Genomic DNA, 20,048 nt, shown 5'->3' with positions numbered 1-20,048 from the left:
TTACTTAAATTCGGGTTATTGATGCTTATTTAAGGATCTTTTTGGCAGTCATGGTATTGTTACGGTCTACTTTCAGCAGATACATTCCGTTGCCAAGTGCAGTACCCGGGATACGCGTTTCAGTTTGGTTGGGTTTACTGCTGAAGATAAGCCTGCCGGCACCATCGTACACTTCCAGACCCGTCATCTTCATGCCATGTGATTTAATCACAAAATCATCACGGTCTCTGTACACCACAAGATCATCTTTCGCAGAACCGTCTGTGCTCAGAATGGTTTCAGGGGTATAGATGATTTCAAACCTGCCGTCGCTGACTCCTTTGCCCGCTGCAAAAGTATAGCTTCCCTGACTCAGATCGGTGATGACCCCTGTCGCTTTGTCCTTAAGGTAAACCGGTTGCCCGCTCGCGAAAACGCCTTCCGCATGATCCAGACGGATGGTATAATTTCCGGCACTGAAGAAACTGGCACCCAACGCCACCTTATCCGCAACATTAAAAAGGCCTTTTCCCTGAATCAGCAGCTGCTTATCGTCCGCTTTCGAGTAGAAAATATCAGAACTTAACCCCATAATCTCCACGTCGTAATCCTGTTCAAAACCGGAACTCGCCCCTTCCACATACCCGATCAGCTGGGTATTGGTAAGATTTGCCGGAGACACCAGCTGCACCCAGAACCGGTCTCTGTCACCAGCGCCTTTCTGATAAAACGTTCCGGCGGTTGTGACCCTCAGATCCTGACCAGCACCGTAAGAGTTTTTGAATACCAAAGGTTCCGGTCCAGAGACATTTCTTTTCTGAATCATAAAAGACTGCCCCACCTTCACAATTCCGTTGGGAGCAGTCTGGTAAGAACTTCCTGTAGGCGGATTACCTCCCGTGCCGCTGAACACCGCATAATTATTGCCGGCATACGATGATCCCTGCTGATACTGGGTATACGTTGTATTGGTCCAGAAATAAGCGGTATTGAATATAAGCCCTGCATTGTTCGCGTAAAGTTTGGTGAAATCGATATTGGAAGGATAAGGATTTCCGATAAGATTGAATCCATGTTGGAGTGTTCCCACATCCGCTGACCGTTTTATCGAAATGGGGACATCCCCGTTGTTCGGCACGCCGCGGAATACATAAGTTTTGTTGTACCCGTTGGCATATCCGTCTTCTGCCCGGATGGCATAACCTTTACCGGGGGTGAAAGCGGCGTCGGGTGTTGAAACGAAATAATCAGTCGATTCATTGTACTCAAAGAAACGGTTTGTTGGCGTTCCTGGGGAGAAACCCGCAGCTCCCCGGAGAACCTGTCCGGCCACCGGAGCACTCCAGTAGATATAGTCCATCTGAGTGGCCAGTACATTGTCCATATCCGTAACATCGCGTTCAGCCCTGATCGGATCCGTATTGGTAATCGGATTGATCTGAATTAAATTCCCGTCACTTTTCACCACGAAGTTATCAGCGTTTCCGGTCTCGTTTTTAATAAAATCGGTCACGGTAAGGTTACCCGCAATTTCTAGTTTGCCGCCAGACTGCACTGTTACGTTTTTGGCCAGACCGCTGTTAGAAACAGGAATATTTACCGGTGTTTTGATGATGACGCATTTGGTTGCATCGGGCACGGAGGTACTGGGTTTCCAGTTCGTGGTATTCCAGTCGGTGGAGGCGGTATCCCAGGTTTTGGAATTGTTAGGCACTGTGAAAGTTCCTACTGCCGAACAGCCATTTGATAATGTCGCCGTGGCGTTCACTGTAAAAATCGCATTATTTTCCAGTTCGGTAGAACTAGGTTTTACACAAACTGTAGTGCCTGCTCCGGAATAAGGCGTAACGCAGTCAGCATCAAAAATAGAGACATTGGACCCCGCCCAACTGAAATTGGTACTCAGCGGTTTATCGCCATAGATTCTCAGGTTATCGATGGCCACAATATTTCCTACCCACAAACTTGACGACCCGGAAATTCCCCCATAGGCCATCGTCGTAAAACGCAATTTCAGCTGGGTTTGGTTCAGAACTGCTGCCGGCAAAACAATCGTTTTAGTATCCCACTTGCTCGGACTCGTGCCCTGATCGGTAAGATAAGTAGTTAACGTAGTCCAGGCGCCTCCCCCATTTGTGGAGTATTCTACTAAAACATACCCCTGAGTATTATTATTGTCAATCATTGAGAAATAATAGAGATCAAAATCTACCTTCAGATTTTGATACCCGGTAGAATTCATGTTATTTTTCATCTGAAGATGATTAATAACGTTGGTGTTTTGCCGTACATCAGTATTGATCGATACAAAGTTACCCCCTGTAAAACCCGATGAAAGTGCGGGCTTATTGACATTGTATGGTGGCGATGTGGGAACATACGGACTCGGTCTTACCTGCCAGTAAGCATTCACATTATTATTTCCTGCCACGATATTGTCGAAATTGTTCATGGTATTGAATGGATCGGAAAATAGCGTGACCTCTTCTTTATCGCCGGAAGAGCTAACGGACAATGAAGAAACACTGCCACAGATATCCGGTGAAGTTTGAGTAAACTGAATGACAGGTACCGGACTTACCACCACTTTTACAGGGGTTCTGTACACCGACTCGCAGCCGCCACTGCTTTTTGCCGTAACATAATAAGTATACGTTCCCACCGCTAAGGAAGGAGTGGTATAGGCAGCACCTGTCGCGCCCGCGATGGCGCTGGCGCCGAATTCAGAAGAATACCATTGATAAGAAGCCGCCGAAACTCCCGTGGCAGTAAGTGAAACGGGGCCTGCCCCACAAGTTTGAGGGACTGATACCGAAGTAATTTTAGCTACACAATCTGCAATGACGGTAAAAGTATACTCCTCGGCTTCACCGTTTGCCAATCCACCGCAGGCAAGATAATAAGGCGAATTTTGAAAATTCCTTATCCTGATTTTATAAGTCCCGGGAACAGTCCCAGCAGGAACCACAAACCCAAAAATTAAATTAGGAGCAAGTATTCCACCTGAGTCATACACTTTCTCAGTGGAATCAAAAATTCCATTTTTATTCCAGTCTACCCAGGCTTTGGTAAAGTTGGAAACTGCATTATTGCTAACTTCTACATTAATAACTCCCCCAGGGATTTGTGTAGCCATATTGGTGGCAGAATTCGAGTACCCCGTTGCTGCGTAACCCGTATTTCCTGAGCTTGTTTGAGCAATAAGCGACGGTTTAAAGGTTACGTTGCTGATGAAATAAGTGTTAGAAGTCGAAGAAGGTGTATTACACACAGGTACAGCATTGTAATTAATAATCAATTGGGGCTTGTTAAGATTGCTATATCCCGCAAACCATGCGTAATTATTTACAGCCCAAGTATTTGCCTGATACGGATAGGCAGCGACAGTCACGAAATCCTTAGATAAAGCATCCTGAACATATGCGACCCCTTCTGTACTAAAATTATTTGCCATCCAGGATGGGTTATTTTGATTAGAATTATTCCACGTAACATAATCTAACGAAATATACTGGCTTAAACTACTCCATATATCAGCATAAAGTGGAGTTGTAAGGGGATCAGCATTGATATCTGTAATGGCCATTCTTCTTCCATTTAAAGTCCCATTTCTACCGTTATAATATAAATTGGAACTCACTGAAGTGACGAGAGAATTATCAGGTATTCCACTTAAGTTAAACCTCATAAATCCAGCCATTGAATAACCATCAGAATAATATCCGGCAATTACATCATCATTATTGCCTCCACTTGAAGTAGCCCAGCCTGTCCAGCCTAAGGCATTATTAGGATAAACCGTTGGATCAATAGCTAAAGGAAAAACGCGGCTTTCATCCAGTAGCCATGAAGTTTTCACTTTTAAAACATACGTCAGGTATTGCCCATTTTGTTCCACCTTAAATTCTGCTGCATCCCGATTAGGAAGTGATAATTCTTCAGTTCCATACTTTTCTGAAACCGTAGGTTTCGCGTAAATAAAAGTGGTCTTGTTCTGGATGTTTCTAATTTCCAGATCGCCTTTTTCATTGATTGTAGACGTCCAACCTTTGGGAAGAAAAAGGTCTTCTGAAAAGACCAGATAATCAGCTTTCAGAGGGATATCACCCAAGGCTTCCTTATTGGGAATAATATAGTTCAATTTCCGTTTTCCGATCAATACCTTGTACTCAGCACTGATATTGCCATATAATTTATCATAAAACAGTTTATCACCACTGATTTTGGCAGGAACATCAGATGCGTTAATCTCGCCTAATTTCTGGCCCTTGAATTCCCAATACATTTTGGTATTCAGAAATTCTTTTACTTCACCTTCACTGGTTTTAGACAAGACCCCTTGGGTGGAAGTTGCTCCGAAATAGGATTCCATTAAATTCGTTTTATTGGAATATGCATAATTTCCAATAGTCTCTTTATTAACCTTGGTATCAATATTCTCCCATTTTCCATTTTTTTTGTAATGGATTGGACCTGCTCCAATCAAGGCGGTATAACTTCCGTCAGCGTTCTTATAATGTCTGGAAAAGGCATCTCTTTTTGAAACATCTTCGTTCTTTGTCCCTAATTTTTCCATGGGAGAGACTCCATCTTCGGAAGAAGGGTTTGCCCCAGACAGTTGGTACTGAACTTGGCTCTTCTCTTTATAGACTTCTGACAGGAGACGGCTTTCGCTGACACCTGTATTTAATTGCCGGGTATGAGAAAGAAAATCTTCTTGCTGAATTTTTTTTTCAGGTATTTGTGCAAATGAAATACTGTAACAAAAAAGAAAACTACAAAATAAGAATACACTCCATATTTTAACAAAGAAAATAGAATTTGTTTTCATAACACTTGTATTGAGATTGATAAATAAATATTTCTTACCATCTATCAAATTTAACTAAATAATCAATAACTAATCATTATTTTTTTTAATGAATATATACTAATCCAATTGGTAACATAAATATATCATATTAAGAAAAATAAGTCTTTACGTTTTTCGTTTAGTGAGACAGCGCAAAACCTGATCATCTACGGACAAGAATGTAACGGCTCTCATTTCACGTGTAGATGACACAAAAAATCCCAAACCTTCTAAGTTTGGGATTTTCTATAGCTTGAAAAAAAATGTCTATTTCAGGATTTTCTTTCCTGTAACAACACCGTCCTGATTAATTTTAAGAATATAGACACCGCTGTTCAGACGGTCTCCATCAATCACCACTTTGGTATCGTTCGGTCTTGCGGTATAAACTAACCGGCCGCTGGCATCATACACTTCCAGCATGGTAATTTTTTTAGAATTCGCTTTCACCACAAAAGCCCCGCTATCGCGATACACCTGAAGCTCATCTTTTATCACACTGTCGGTCGCAAGAACCGTCGGTGCCTCATACACAATCTCGAAACGGCCTTCGGTAATCCCTTTGGTGGCCTCGAAGGTGTAAGATTGGGAAGTAAGGTCAATCCATCTGTTCAGCAGGTGGTCTTTTAAGTAAATCTTCTGCCCTGTACCGAATCTGCCTTCAGGGTTTTCGAGGGCGATGGTATAGGTTCCGTTTTTAAAGATATTCGCACCCAGCTGCACCTTGTCGGTGGTTTCAAACGCTCCTTTCCCCTGGATCTGCAGTTTGCGGTTTTCAAGAAGGGAATAAAAGACATCGGAAGTCATCGACATGATTTCAGCATCGTAATCCTGCTCGTAACCGTGGGTTGCCCCGTCGATATAACCGATCAGCTGGCTGTTGACCAAATCATCTGGCGAAATCAGCTTCACCCAGAAGCGGTCTTTTTCCTCACTGCCTTTATTAAAGAACGTGCCCGCAGTATTGACGCGTATAGGGGTTGTACCGTTTCTGTTCTGGAATTTCAATTGTTGATTCATCCCCGGAGTTTTCACCTGAACGATAAACGCCTGACCTACCGCAACGATTCCCGTGGGAACTGTTGTATTATTGTTGGGATTTGATGGGTTACTGTCAGCCGCTGCTGTTGCTTGTACCCCTCCTGTTCCGTTCCACACCGCATAATTATTCTGCGAATAGCTGGATCCGGCCTGGTAATACTCAAAATTATTGTTGGTCCAGAACCAGGCGGTGTTATGAATCACCGAACTGTTCAGGGCCTGAAACTGAGGAAAAGACATGTTACTCGGATACGGGTTTCCGATCAGGTTATAGCCATGTTCCACAGTTCCGCTGTTCGGGGAACGCTGCACATCAACCGGGATTACGCCGTTATTGGGAACCCCTTTGAATTTATAAGTCTTGGTATAGCCCACCGGATTGGGTGTATAGCCGGCAGATGTTTCTGCCTGGATGGCATATCCCTTTCCTGGTTTAAAGGCCACATCCGGGGTTGAAACGAAATAATCATTCACTTCATTGTACTGAAAGAATCGGTTGGAGACCGTACCTGGTGAAAAACCACCCTCTGCTGCGGTGCCCCTCAGTTTTTGTCCGGCTACCGGAGCACTCCAGTACACATAATCCATTTGAGCGTTGGCACCTGTAAGCACATTGTCCATATCCTTTACTTCTCTTTCAGCGGTAATACTACCGGTGTTAACGGCTTCATCTTCAATCTGGATGAGGTTACCGCCGGTTTGAACTATAAAATTGTCACCGTTTCCGTGGTTGATAACTTTACCCCTTACCGTGACCGAAGTGTTTTCAGGTATTGTAAGTAATCCGCCCTCCATCACTTCACATTCACAAATTGAAACATTCCCCGAATGCAGATAACTTCCTTCAATTACCGCTTTCTCATACTGGGTAGGTGCGGAGGGAGACCAAACATTAGCAGTGGTAAAAGTTTTATACACTGAGTTGCTGGTAAGTATCTTTACATCATCAATGAGCCATAACCTGTTATTTCCGTTTGTATTTGCAGTGATCCTAAACTTTAAGTTGGAAATATTGGCAGAAGCAGGAATATTGAGCGTAATATTACTGTATTTCGTTGATGGTGTATTACTTTGTGATACCGTCGGATTAGCTCCGGTGAAAGTACTGGAAAAAATTCCACTATCTGAAAAATTATAGCGTAAATATGTTATTGAATTTGCGGATCCATTTAGTTTCATTTCCGTCGACCAACTGTTATCGGGATTTTGAACAGACAAGGTAACAGATGATTCATTATTTAAGCCATTATCACTATTTAGTACTCCCCAATTTCCATCTGTCGTGGTGAACGCAGCTACTTTAAAAGTGATGCTAACATTCTTCTGATTGCTTATATCTAAGCCACTTGCCCCCCCAAATTCTACTGTTTTTGTTGCATTTCTAACATACCAGGATGTAGACGCACTTGAATAAAGATCACCATTTGGATAAAGACGGGTATTGAGCGTATTAGAATTTGCTGGATTTGCTGCGCCACCGATTAGATCTACTGAAGCATTATAATCACCCAAAAGGGACTGCTGTCCAGGTGCAATTGTATTTTGAGCAAAAGTACCTGCGACCAGTGTGCAACTTGCTCCCGTTCCAACAACCGTAAAAGTATAGGGGCTAAGAGCAGCATTAGAATAGACCGTAATTTCTGCGGTCCGCAATCCGTCAGCCAGTGGTAAAAAACTGATATTAAACGTCTTATAAGTGGTAGTATTACCATTTGTACTGGTTGTAACCGCTATATTTGACAACGAATTTGGAGTAACGGTAAAGTCCCCCGGATTTGCTCCGGAAACAAGTATATTTGAAATATTTAATATTGAATTTGGTTCCCCTAAATAATTCCTAACACGAAAAGTTCTGGTGAGCGCTGCGTCAGCAGTCTGCCTTGTTCCAAAATCTGTATTAAGCGCCAGTGAAGCAGGAGAAAGATGGGGTATATAGACATTGGTATCTGAAGATATTCTTATACTGGGTGAACCGGAGACTAATCTCAGATTATCGATACGGACTTTATCATTTCCCCATAATCCATTATCAACTGTTAACCTTACCTTAAGATCGGATTTCATCGCTGCAGCTGGTAATAATACAGAAAAAGTTCTTCCGGTCTCAGTAATCGTAAAAGTATCACTCTCCACAAACTGTGAACCTGCACCTGTATTAGTTTCTACCCTAACTTGCGCAGCAAGTGAGAAACGTGATAAGTCTGCAATTCCATAAAAAGATACTGAAACACCTGATCTACCTGAAAGATCAGCAGAAATTTCTACAAAATGTCCAACTGCTTTATATTCTAACATCTCATTGTAATACTGTACTGGCGGGTTAGAATATGACAAGGTAGGGGTAGAAGTCATATTCACAGTATCTGGTGATAAACTGTTTGTAAATGGAAAATTTACTAACGTAGTCTGTCCGGTCAAACCCGCAGACATCAGCAGTAAAAGCAGCAGCGGGAAAATGTTTCTTAAAGGAAGTAAATGTTTTTTCATAGGATAAAATTGTGTTAAAAAATAATGCCGCATGATATAGACCGTAACAACCTTAAAAATGCAGGATATAGCAAAAATAGGCTTTTTTGTTTGCTTGGGCAATTGTTGTCCGGGCGATGATGGTGACCAATATGCGTTTAGTGTAAAAGTAAAACCGGAAAAACCATGACCAAACAGGTACAGATAGGGCTAAAACGGCAGCTGCCGGTGCGTGCGCAAAAGCAAAGCCATGTATAAAAAGTCCCCGTCTCAAGACGCTTTGGGACGACTGCATGATCACCGTTTTACGTCTTCTGTCTTATTCACCGTCATGCGTCTGTTATGTTTGATTTTTAGGAAATAAATTCCACTGTTTAAAGACTGACGAGAACCCGGTGTCTTCATGATGATTTCACGGCTGTATAAAATATCACACTTTCCTGACATTTCCGCCAGCGGCTTTAAAGTGGAGCCATGGAATTCACTCTATACTCAAAAACCAGATGTATTGAAGAGCCGACCGGTACAAAAAGAAAAACAAAACCCCAGACCGCGAAGGTCTGAGGTTGATTATATTGAGTAGGTTTTACTTAAGTATTTTCCTGGTACTTACTTTACCGTTATGAGTAATCCTCAGGATATAGACTCCCGGGTTCAGCTGAGCGGCATTGACCCTAGCCTGGCTCATGGAGGACTCCGTGCGCGACAGCAGTTTGCCTGCAGCATCGTAAATTTCTACCGAACTAATTTGTTCCGTGGCTTTTACAACAAAATGATCTCCGTCCTTATAAACCGTGAGGCTTTCACGCGGACTCTCCTGCGGAGCTACAACAGACCCTAAATTCTGATAGAGGATTTCAAAACGGCCGCTGCTTTCGCCTTTTTTCGCTTTAAACCTGTAATTCTTCTCTTTGCTGAGATTCACCGTGCTACCCGTTTCATGATCTTTCAGCCAGATTTCCTGATCTCCCGCAAAAATTCCTTCCGCCTGCTGCAAGGTGATCATGTAAGAGCCTTCACTGAAGAAATTGGCCCCGAGCAAAACTTTATCGCTATCGGTAAAAGCGCCTTTACCCTGAATAAGGAGCTTCCGGTCACCCGACTGGGAATAGAAAATGTCGGAACTGAGTTCCAAAATTTCCGCATCGTAATCCTGCTCGTAGCCGTAGGTGGCCCCCTCAACATAACCGATAAGCTGGCTGTTGGCAATGCCGTTGGGTGAAACCAGATTCAGCCAGAAGCGGTTTTTCTCTCCACCTCCTTTCTGATAAAAAGCTCCGCCCGTACTTACCCTCAGGTTTTGACCGTTATAGCTGTTTTTAAAATTCAGATTCCCTGAAGTTCCGGGAGCAGTTCTCACCTGAACCAGAAATCCCTGACCTGCTTTAATAATACTGGACGCAGCCGCCGTACCTCCAGTACTCGGAGCGTTATTCCCGCCGGTACCGTTGTAAACTGCGTAATTGTTGCCGCTGTAGCTGCTTCCCTGTTGGTTGGGGGTGTAATACGTATTGTTCCAGAACCATGCCGTATTGTAAATCAATCCGGAGTTGTTCGCATACAGAACATCGAAATCAATATTGGAAGGATAAGGATTCCCGACCAGATTATACCCATGGATGACGGTTCCGCCAACGCCTGTATTGACCGACCGTTTTATTAAAATCGGCACATCCCCGTTATTCGGTACCCCTTTGAACTCATAGGTTTTATTATAACCATTGTCAAACCCGTCTTCTGCCCGGATTGCATAACCTTTGCCCGCCTTAAAAGTGACATCTGAGGTTGAAACGAAATAATCATTCGATTCATTGTATTCGAAGAAACGGTTTGTTGGCGTTCCGGGGGAGAAACCGCCTTCCGCAGCAGTTCCCCTGAGTTTCTGGCCGCTTACCGGAGCACTCCAGTAAATATAATCCATCTGCGTTGCCAGAACATTATCCATATCCGTCACATAACGCTGTACCGTCACAGCATCGGTGTTCGAAACATTCAGTTTCTGGATTAAGTTTCCGTCGGATTCAATGACTACATTCTCTGCAGTGCCGTTATTGGTAAGTTTTCCTACCAAATTCACCGTCGTATCAGCGGAGACCGTTAATTTCTGCCCGGCGTTTACCGTACAGCTGCAGGCAGAGAATGCTCCTTGGTCCGCTGTTACATAGGGACTGTTGATCACCGCATGGCGGTGGTTTCCTTCTGAAGGTATCCCATTATCCCAAAGCACTCCATTATAAGATGTAGTACCATCTACTGAAATTACAAATTTCTTTTCATTTGAAACATTTAGCGAAGTTGACGTAACAGTTAATTTAAATTCATAATCCCCAGGCGCAGTTAAAGTTCCAATATTTACAGACTGAGAAAATTTTGGCGGAAAGAAGTATCCGGATGGAGCCCTAATAAGTTCCCACTTATATGTTAAAGTTCCAACAGCTCCCGGTATATATTTTATAATGGAACCACTAAATTGTATGGGCTTATTATCACTAAGACAAACGGCAGATGGATTAGTCAAGGGTAAGGCAGCAAAGTTAGTTCCGCCTGCTTCATTGACATCTTCAAAGGTACCTCCTGTATTATTACCTTCACCATTACAGGAACTATAGGGTTTGGTTCCACCAATATATAAATTCTGCGAACCTGTACAATTAGCTATGGGCTGTAAACCTTTTGGAAAAGAACAAGCAGTAGAGTTTAAATTTAGTAAAGTTATTAGACAATTTTGTGGTAAATATAAATTTGTAGGATTACTTGACCAAAAAATGGAACCACCATCTATTATAACTTCTTGCAAATCATCTCCAAAAACAACATCATTATTTTCAATTAATTTCATGCGGCCCTTAACTGTCAGCTTCTGAATGTTGACATAGGAGTTAACTTTATTTCGTTTAGCTCCTGTGTTCATCGTCACCTCATGACAGGGTTGAATCGTCACGGCAGCTGTTGCATTTCCAGCGGGTATGGTTCCTATCGGAGCAGTAGACTTTCCGGGGTATCCACTTGTAACAGCCACCCATGTTGTGCCGTTATATACCTCCCAAGTATTATAGTCATTCCAATTTCCAGTACCTTTAGACTGGTAATCCCCGATATTCTGAGCGTAAGCGGTACAGAAGTAGGTATAAAATAAAAGAATAAGTATTTTTTTCATCATGTAAGTTATTTTAAGCGTGATACTTAGGTTAACATGCAAATATATGCAATTTAATTAATCTTAGCTACCGTGTTTTAACTCTTTTTTATGGCGCACATAATTCAATAGGCTGTGTTTACGAGAAACAGCTCCATTCTCTGTTATTACCCAGCACCCCTCTTCCATCCTCCTCTTATATCACCCAACATTTTTCCCTATTTTTGCAAAAAAATTTCCTATGCTTATCATCGACTCGCCTTCTACCAACGCGTATTTTAATATTGCTTCCGAAGAGTATCTGCTCGGTCGTTTTCCGACGGAGGATATTTTCCTGCTGTATGTGAATGCGCCCTCGATCATTGTAGGGAAATTTCAGAATACCCTGGCTGAAATCAATCTGGATTATGTACAGGAAAAGGAGATTAAGGTGGTCAGAAGAATGTCGGGTGGCGGTGCGGTGTACCACGATCTGGGGAACCTCAACTTCTCTTTTCATACCCTGTTGGCAGATCACGATTTTGGCGATTTCTCGCAGTTTACCCAACCGGTACTTTCGTTGCTGAACCGTCTCGGTGTTCCGGCAGTTCTCGAAGGGCGTAATGATTTGTTGGTTGATGGAAAAAAGTTCAGTGGCAATGCGAAACTTGCCAAAAACGGGAAAATGATTCAGCACGGCACCATCCTGCTCAACTCAGAAATGGAGGTATTGGGCGATGCCCTGAAAGCCAATCCCCTGAAATTTATCGACAAAGCCACCAAATCCAACCGCGCGCGGGTGACCAACCTCATCCATTATCTTCCGGAAGGCACGACCACGAAGCAACTCAAAAATTTGCTGACGGACGAGATCATCAGCAACAATCCCGGTGCGGAACGCTATGAACTCACCACAGACAATATTGCCGGCATCGAAAAACTGATGCAGGAAAAATACGAGACCTGGGACTGGAACTTCGGCTTTTCCCCGAATTACAGTTTTCAGAAAGCCATCAAGGTGCCTGCAGGATTCATTGAAGTCCACCTCGATGTCGTTAAGGGAACCATCGAAAAGGCTAAAATTTTCGGCGACTTCTTCGCCCCCAAGCCGATTGAAGAGCTTGAAGACCTGCTCATCGGACATAAGCATGAGGAAGAGGAACTGCGCAGCATCCTCGAAAGCGTCGATTTAAGCGACTACTTTGGTAAGGTGACGGTTGAGGAAGTGATGGAGGTGTTTAAGTAGGGGCGGGCGGGTTCAACGCGTTGCTTCGTCGCTGCGCTCCTCGCAATGACCCGAACCCTAATTAAAGTACGTTCGTCATTGCGAGCGGAACGAAGTGGAGCGTGGCAATCTGTTGAACACAGCGTACTCTAATCACGATCCAGCGAATCATACAAATCATTCCATTCCGGATTGAGCCCGTTGATCAGATCAGTTTTCTTCTGCCTAGAACCGCCCTTTAACTGCTTTTCTCTTGCAATTGCTTCCGTAATACTGGCGAAAGACTCCCAGTACACCAGTTTTTGCAGGCCGTATCTTGCAGTAAAACTTTTAGGGTATTTCTTCGTCCGATGCTGCATTATCCGTTCCGGAAGATGAGAAGTTACGCCCACGTAAAGGGTCGTGTTGTTCTTGTTGGTGAGGATGTAAATGTAGCCTTGTTTCATATTGAATGACTGAATTATTACTTAAGGATTGCTTCGTCGCTGCGCTCCTCGCAATGACCCGGAACCCTAATTAAAGTACACTCGTCATTGCGGGCGGAACGAAGTGGAGCGTGGCAATCCGTTGAACACAGCGCGCCTTTCGACGATGGGAACCTTCACTTAAGGATTGCTTCGTCGCTTTGCTTCCCGCAATGACTGTCTATTCTTCCCACAGGTGTTCTACCTCGTAATATTCTTCCAACTGATCCAGATCATCCGCATACCGAATAAGAAAAATAAATTCACGAAGGTACCGCTCCTGCGAAGCGAGCATCATTTTCTGCAGTCTTGTATCACTCACCACATATTCGGATCGAAGAATATCTTGATTATCTTCAAGAAATTTATTGAAAATATCACCATAATGTTCATTAAAATGATAGGCATTTTTCATAATTCTACCCAGTTGCAACTGCGCGGAATTAAATTTCTCCCTTAATTCTTCATCCAGAAACTCTTTACGATCTCCTTTTTCCTTTCTCATCTGCCGCACCGTATGGATATGACGCTTCAGCGGATCCAGGATATCTGCCTCAAACATATCAGTATAAGCCCGAACAAACTGGTATATTTTATATAAGCCAATCAAGGCTTTCCCTTCTTCTTTATTGGAATATGATGAAGCAACCGACTCTATGAGCTTATCATAAAGCAAAGCATTATACGACATGCCATAGTACCTGCTGTGGAAACTTTCAATTTTTTTAACTTTCCGCTCTATTTCTTTTTCCGTAACTTGCTGTTTTTCACCAACTTTAGCTTCGCTGTTAAAAAAAACATTCATATCGATTCCGAAATCTTCTACCAGGGTTGTCATCAGCGCAAAACTGGGTTTAGTATTTCCATTTTCCAACTGTGTTACCGCACTTCTACTGATATTCATAGCCGTAGCGAATTCATTCTGTGTCATCCCCAGTTCGGAACGTATATTTTTTATTACTTCTGATGTATTTATTTCAGGTGGCTTCATTATTATTTTGTATTTTTTTCAACACAAATGTTTTTTATTTAAAACATTTTATTATATTTGTATCGATGTAAAGATACATATTTATCTTTTCTGTACAAATTATTTAACATTAATTATTAAAAATATGACCTAAAAGCAGCCGAACCGACCACCATTCCAGGTTCATCCTACAGCACAAAGCGCCACGGCCGAATGGTAAAGCCCCGGCATTCAAATCTTTTAATTCTAATTTTTAAAACTGATCGTTATGATTACATTTAAGGCCGTCGAAAGACGCAATCCACAGCTGCCGGATGATCCGAAGAAGTTTTATCCGCTGGTGAAAAGTACAGGAGTCATCGATGTAAGAACCATTTCCGAAGAACTTTCGGATGCCTCTACGCTGAACAGCGTCGACATCCGTGCGGTGCTTTTCGGTCTGGAGAAATCCCTGCTGAAGTATCTGCAGGACGGATATATCGTAAAATTCGGAGATCTGGGAACCTTTCGCCCTTCAGTGAGCGGAACAGGAGCCGATACCGCTGATGAACTCACCGCCTCGAGCGTGACCAAGAAGCGCATCCTCTTCACGCCGTCTCCCCTGTTGAAACGTACGGTGGCCACCGCCCCGGTAAAAAAAGTTCAGGACGTGTAGCCCCACGACCTGAACAGATGGTTTTCAATGAGTCCCGGTTTTGCAGCCGGGGCTTTTTTGTGCGGTAAAGTTACCGTTTTTTAGCTGAATTTCGTACTGACGAAATTTTTTTTCGTACCTACGGACGTATTTTTCCGTACTTACAAAATATTTTTTCCTCAGTATGGGCACAGTTTTTTGTTCTTACGGATGTTTTTCACCGTAAAAAAGGTCAATTTTATGATGCAAAAAGGGGTTCTTTAAGGTACGAATACGTAATTTCTTTGCCCAAAATCACATTTTTCCGGAGGCAAAAACTGAAATTTCGGGGCAGTTTTACGTCAGTTTTGGCGGAAAATTAACCACCCCGTCCGTGTGCAAAGCACACGGACATCCCTTCAGGGGAGGGGATGCCCTTTATATAATAAATGATAGGATAAGGTTGTAGTGTAGAAATGTACCGCAATCTCTCTTCCCAACACGGAAATTCACAAAATTACACTACGGAAAGAACCACGAGCTCACTTATTAAAACCCACGTTAAAAAAGAAAAACCGCGTATTAACGGAAAAAACCACCCCGTCCGTGTGCACGCACACGGACACCCCTCCAGGGGAGGGGAATATCGCGGTGTTTAATAAACGATGGGATAAAATTGTACTGTGCAACTATGCCGAAATCTCTCTTATAAACGCCGGAAGGAATAAAATTACAGTGTGGTAAAATGCCAGGTACTGACTTAATAAAATCTACCTTACATAAGAAAAACCGCGTATTCCCCTCCATTGGAGGGGTGTCAGCCGCGGGAGCGGATGACGGGGTGGTTACAGCACAAATAATCACCCCTTCTGTTTCTGTTAAGAAAGAAACGAAGAGGCCTTATCAAGAATACTTCGCGAAAGCTTTTTGGTACGGCTTTCGGAACCGCCTGAAAGCAGCCAGCGGCGGTCATACTCCTCACGGATTTGGGACCAGAGAAGGGTTTGGGTAAAGCGGCCTTCGATACTGTTTCGGGCGTTGGACTGCAGTTTGGTGTAAAGCGACCTGTCAAGATACATACGCTCCATGGCCTTTCCGAGCGCGGACTCATCCTTTACCGGAATGAGCAGGCCGTTCACCGCGTCGGCGATGATCTCGTTGCAGCCGTTGATGTTGGTTACGATACACGGCAGGTTCATAGCAGCGGCCTGAAGCACCACGTTGGGGAAGCCTTCGCGGTAGCTCGGGAATGCCAATGCATCACTAACCGCAAAGTAAGGTCTTACATCTTCCTGAAATCCCGTACTGATGATATTTGGATTTTCTGCAATTTCCTCAAGGGTTTCCGGCAGCAGGGGATCGAGTTTTTCCTCGTAGTTCCCTACCAGCAGCAGCCTGAAAGGTCCGCTGTGTTTTTTGGAGAGGTCAGAGAATGCGGCCACCAGTTCGTTGATTCCTTTGTCTTTTACGAGCCTTCCGACAAATACGAAAGTAAAATCGTTTTCTGAGATGCCGAGCGACGTTTTGATTTTTTTGATTTCTTCCTCCGGATAGTGTTCCGGATTAAAATGATGGAGGTCGATGCCGTTGGAACTTCCGTTGCCGATAACTTTCATCTTGCCTGCACTGCAGAACCCGTAATCCCCGATGATTTTTTCCATGTTGAAGGAATTGGGGTAAACGCCGTTGGCAAATGAATACGTGGTTCTTTCCGCGATCTTGAGCACCTGTTTTTTCAGTCCTTTAGCCTGCAGCAGGGGCAGTCCGGCTACGGTATGCATGCGCACCGGCACTCCGGCGAAGAAGGCCGCAGCCATGCCGATAAGTCCGGCTTTAGGCGTATGCGTATGCACGATTTCAGGGCGGTGGGCTCTGAGGAATTTATAGACCTGCCAGAAGGATTTTAAGTCTTTGAAGGGGGTGACTTTACGGGTCATTTCAATATGATGGTGCCCGATTCCATACTTCTCCGCGATCTTACTCAGACTGTCGCGGTCTGACGATACGGCGGTGACCTCATAATGTTCATTCATGAAGTGGAGCTGGTTCCCGAGCAGCTTGTCCAGCGACACGGGTACCGTTGTTATTCTCACTAATTTTTTCACAACATCAAAGCTGTTTACAGCATTTTCGGTTCAAATAAATCTTACTATCCCCCTAAGATTTTAAGATTTTTTTTCCTCCGCAATATTACATAAATTATACCAATAACGGGATAAAATTCAGTCATTTTAACACTGGAAACTATAAAATAAATTCCATTTGTTCATCACCCTGATAACGGAAACCCAGGCGGAATATTTTGCAGAACCTCAAATTAACCCAGCATCAAGCATCGTGTCTTTAGCTTCTGGCTTCTTGCCTCTTACATCCAACCTCCATCTTCCATGTCCAATCTTCCATCTTCCAGCATCAATCTTCCATCTTCCAGCATCCATCTTCCAGCACCCATCTTCCAGCATCCCTCACCCATCTTCCATCTTCCATCTTCCATCTTCCATCTTCCATCCAATACCCATCACTCATTACTCATCCAACACTCTTCGAAAGAGACCCCTCACTTCCTTGCTACTCCTACCCTCTAACCACAGCCCTTTGTCACTCTGTAAGAGACGCATGTACAGACACCCCTTCTTCATTATTGCACCGTCCCGGCGTCGCCCCTGTGAGATTCGAGACTCCCAGATGACTTAGGATGTTGATGACTTAGGAGATTTTTGCGTTAAGAAAAAGTTGGAATGAAGCGTTAACAAACCCGCCGAAGGTGTGGTTCGCCGATTCCAATAAGTCAATAGAGAGGATGAGGCAAAGATTTTTTGTCCGAAGCGCGGCAATAATTTCATTTGAGAAAACAAGAGTCTTTCCGCGCAAGTTTAAATCTTTTAGCGGAATGTAGACTTTTTTAGCAATCCGCCATGGGCGCATCGCCGATTCCATTAAAAATATAAACACAATGAGGCAAAAAGATCCAGTCTTGATTTTTTCGTTCTTTTGCATCAAGGCAAAAGAACAGAAATAGATTTAGCAATCAACACCTTACGTAATAAACCTGACTGCAATCCGCTACTGCCGGGGACCTCTTTTCGAAGCACCTGCCTCATTTACAGCAACTCCAAAAACCTCCACCAGCAGGGCCGCAAAAAACGGCATTGCCATCACCCTGGTCCTCATGATAATGCCGTAATTCGCGTAGGCATAAACATACATCAGCCCTAGAGCCGTCATGAAGAGCAGAGGGAAAACAAAAAGAAGGCGACTGCGGAGTTCCGCGAAATATCGGAGGCCATACCACAGAGCGAATCCGGCAATAAGCAGCAGTACAAGGTTTTCGGTGCTGACCACGTGATAAAAGAGACCGCTGCGTTCCACAGGCTGGGGTCTGAAGTAAAAAGTAAACAGTTTCGCCGGCAGCGGATAGGCGTCCAGCGGTACATAGCCGTCTGTCGTTTTGAAATGCCGGATATGGGCTTCATATTTCTGAAACACCCTTTGAAACCCGCCACTGAAATCCTGAAGACTGGTGAGGAGCCAGGCAAAAAGAGCGGTCAGGACAGCGAGTCCCCCCAATACCATTGCTTTTCTTTTTAAAGACAGCGGGAAGGTCAGAAGAAGTGCAAGGACATAAGTCAGGGCCAGGACAAACGCCACATGCGGACGGATGACGGCCACCGCCAGCACTGAAATGATGAGCAGTACACTGAAATACCTCTTCCGGCTGAGTTCAGCACAGAAAACCGTAAGCGGAATCAGGATCAGCGCTTCCTTTCCGATAAGGGAAGTCCAGAAGTGGAGATTGGGAAGCAGCATCAGCACCATCGCCAGAACCTGTAATTTTACGTTACTTCCGGCGATTCGCATTAAGGTCCGGTAAAGAATCAGCGCGCCGGCAAAACTGATCAGACTGAAGAGCAGGAAGCCGCTCCAGAACGGCAGGTGAAAAAACTTCACGAGCGGAAAAGTAAGAAACTTCACCACATCAGTGCCGGGTTTCAGAAAATCACTCCAGGAAGCATGGGCAAGATCCTGTCCGAGAAACCAGTAACGTTGCGCATCCCCACCGTTGGTCAGGATATACCGAAAGCCTATCCAAGCGAACACGAGGTGATATACCAACAGCAGAAACGGAAAAATACGGTGGAGGATTTTCATGCTTCCGTAAAAATAGGAAGATTTTTGTTTGGAGGACGGCATTCCACAGGAAAAATTAACTGAAGTTATTTACAGTCCATTCTCAAATAGAAAAACCGCGTATTCCCCTCCCTTGGAGGGGTGTCAGCCGCGCCAGCGGATGACGGGGTGGTTTAATCAGCTGCGGAAGATCCAAAATCCCTGTTTACAAAACCTCTTTCAAAATATAAAAAACGGACACTTCCGGAAAGAACCACTGTGCACGGGCAGAAAATAACCACCCCGTCCGTGTGCAAGGCACACGGACACCCCTCCAGGGGAGGGGAATATACCAGTGTTTAATAAAGGATAGGATAAGATTGTGCTGTGCAGCTATGCCGAAATCTATCTTGTCAACACAGGAAGAAATAAAATTACAACGCGGAAAAACACCCGGACCCGGATCATTAGAAACCACTTAAATAAGAAATACCGCACATTCCCTTCCCCCTGAAGTATTCCTGAATCTCCCTTTTCCAGTACCTCATTCACAAAAGAAAAACCGCGTATTCCCTGTCATTGCGACACGTCACAGGCGGGGAAGCAACCAGGGGTGTCAGCCGCGCCAGCGGATGACGGGGTGGTCATAGATGCAGTAAAAACAAGTCGGGTGATTTTACCACCACTCCACAATTTCCTATCTTTATTTTAAAAACACCGTGAAAATCCTCACCCATATCCGCGGCATCCCCATTAAGAAAACTCCCCCACTGATGCTGCCTTACAATAAGAAACTTAAAACCCTGCTTCCGGATAAAAGGAAAGCCTTGATTCTTTGTGAAGTACTGTTCTGGAAACAGGTGCACCGCGGAAGATTCCACCAAATTGATTTTGACCGGCAGAAAATCATTGGAAACTATATTGTAGATTTTTATGTTAAAAGCTTAGGCCTGGCTATTGAAATTGATGGCTGGAGTCATGATTTTAAACAGGAATATGATATAAGGCGACAGCGTGATCTTGAAAGTTACGGTGTAAAAGTATTCCGGATTTCAAATCATGATATTAAGAAGAATATGGAGATTGTGCTGAGAGATTTGGAGAACTTCATCATGGAGCATTATGGAGTAAGAGAACCGGATGAATGGTCAGGAGCAGAATGAACCACCCCGTCCGTGTGCAAAGCACACGGACACCCCTCCAGGGGAGGGGAATA

Annotated in this window: 10 protein-coding genes; 3 read left to right on the top strand and 7 right to left on the bottom strand. The window is 44.0% G+C overall.

What is annotated here, in order from left to right; genetic code table 11:
- Positions 1-25: 25 nt before the first annotated feature.
- The 3 genes from KTV93_RS09065 to KTV93_RS09055 all read right to left on the bottom strand — a co-directional run bounded on the left by KTV93_RS09065 (position 26) and on the right by KTV93_RS09055 (position 11,498).
- Complete coding sequence (locus KTV93_RS09065) at positions 26-4,555, bottom strand: GEVED domain-containing protein (RefSeq protein ID WP_218248630.1); 4,530 nt, start codon at positions 4,553-4,555, stop codon at positions 26-28.
- A 543-nt stretch (positions 4,556-5,098) separates the two neighbouring features.
- On the bottom strand, positions 5,099-8,359 hold the full coding sequence (locus tag KTV93_RS09060; protein WP_218248629.1) for a T9SS type A sorting domain-containing protein: 3,261 nt from the start codon (positions 8,357-8,359) through the stop codon (positions 5,099-5,101).
- Between the two features lie 565 nt (positions 8,360-8,924).
- On the bottom strand, positions 8,925-11,498 hold the full coding sequence (locus KTV93_RS09055) for a T9SS type A sorting domain-containing protein (RefSeq protein WP_218248628.1): 2,574 nt from the start codon (positions 11,496-11,498) through the stop codon (positions 8,925-8,927).
- A gap of 217 nt (positions 11,499-11,715) precedes the next feature.
- Here KTV93_RS09055 and lplA point away from each other — a divergent pair, with 217 nt between their 5' ends.
- Entirely contained in the window at positions 11,716-12,699 is a 984-nt protein-coding gene (gene lplA / locus KTV93_RS09050; protein WP_218248627.1) for a lipoate--protein ligase, read from the top strand.
- A gap of 128 nt (positions 12,700-12,827) precedes the next feature.
- On the opposite strand, the gene KTV93_RS09045 is transcribed toward lplA, so the two are convergent.
- Both KTV93_RS09045 and KTV93_RS09040 read right to left on the bottom strand, forming a co-directional pair.
- Entirely contained in the window at positions 12,828-13,124 is a 297-nt protein-coding gene (locus KTV93_RS09045) for a GIY-YIG nuclease family protein (RefSeq protein WP_218248626.1), read from the bottom strand.
- 199 nt (positions 13,125-13,323) lie between these two features.
- Positions 13,324-14,133 carry a helix-turn-helix domain-containing protein gene (locus KTV93_RS09040; protein WP_218248625.1) on the bottom strand — a complete coding sequence of 270 codons (810 nt, stop codon included), beginning with the start codon at positions 14,131-14,133 and terminating at the stop codon, positions 13,324-13,326.
- Between the two features lie 247 nt (positions 14,134-14,380).
- Between KTV93_RS09040 and KTV93_RS09035 the strand changes: the two genes are divergently transcribed.
- On the top strand, positions 14,381-14,767 hold the full coding sequence (locus KTV93_RS09035) for an HU family DNA-binding protein (RefSeq protein WP_218248624.1): 387 nt from the start codon (positions 14,381-14,383) through the stop codon (positions 14,765-14,767).
- Between the two features lie 836 nt (positions 14,768-15,603).
- Here the strand turns inward: KTV93_RS09035 and KTV93_RS09030 are convergent.
- Positions 15,604-16,758, bottom strand: coding sequence for a glycosyltransferase family 4 protein (locus tag KTV93_RS09030; protein ID WP_218248623.1), 1,155 nt, complete (start codon positions 16,756-16,758; stop codon positions 15,604-15,606).
- 1,030 nt (positions 16,759-17,788) lie between these two features.
- The gene (locus KTV93_RS09025; RefSeq protein ID WP_218248622.1) at positions 17,789-18,916 is read right to left on the bottom strand and encodes a hypothetical protein; all 1,128 of its coding nucleotides are present in this window, start codon (positions 18,914-18,916) and stop codon (positions 17,789-17,791) included.
- 635 nt (positions 18,917-19,551) lie between these two features.
- On the opposite strand from KTV93_RS09025, the gene KTV93_RS09020 reads away from it, so the two are divergent.
- The gene (locus tag KTV93_RS09020) at positions 19,552-19,995 is read left to right on the top strand and encodes an endonuclease domain-containing protein (RefSeq protein WP_230259143.1); all 444 of its coding nucleotides are present in this window, start codon (positions 19,552-19,554) and stop codon (positions 19,993-19,995) included.
- Positions 19,996-20,048 lie beyond the last annotated feature (53 nt).

The organism is Kaistella faecalis, from assembly GCF_019195395.1.
GTDB lineage: Bacteria > Bacteroidota > Bacteroidia > Flavobacteriales > Weeksellaceae > Kaistella > Kaistella faecalis.
Note: the sequence above shows the minus strand (reverse complement) of the source record. Positions and strands in the feature narration are given on the sequence as shown.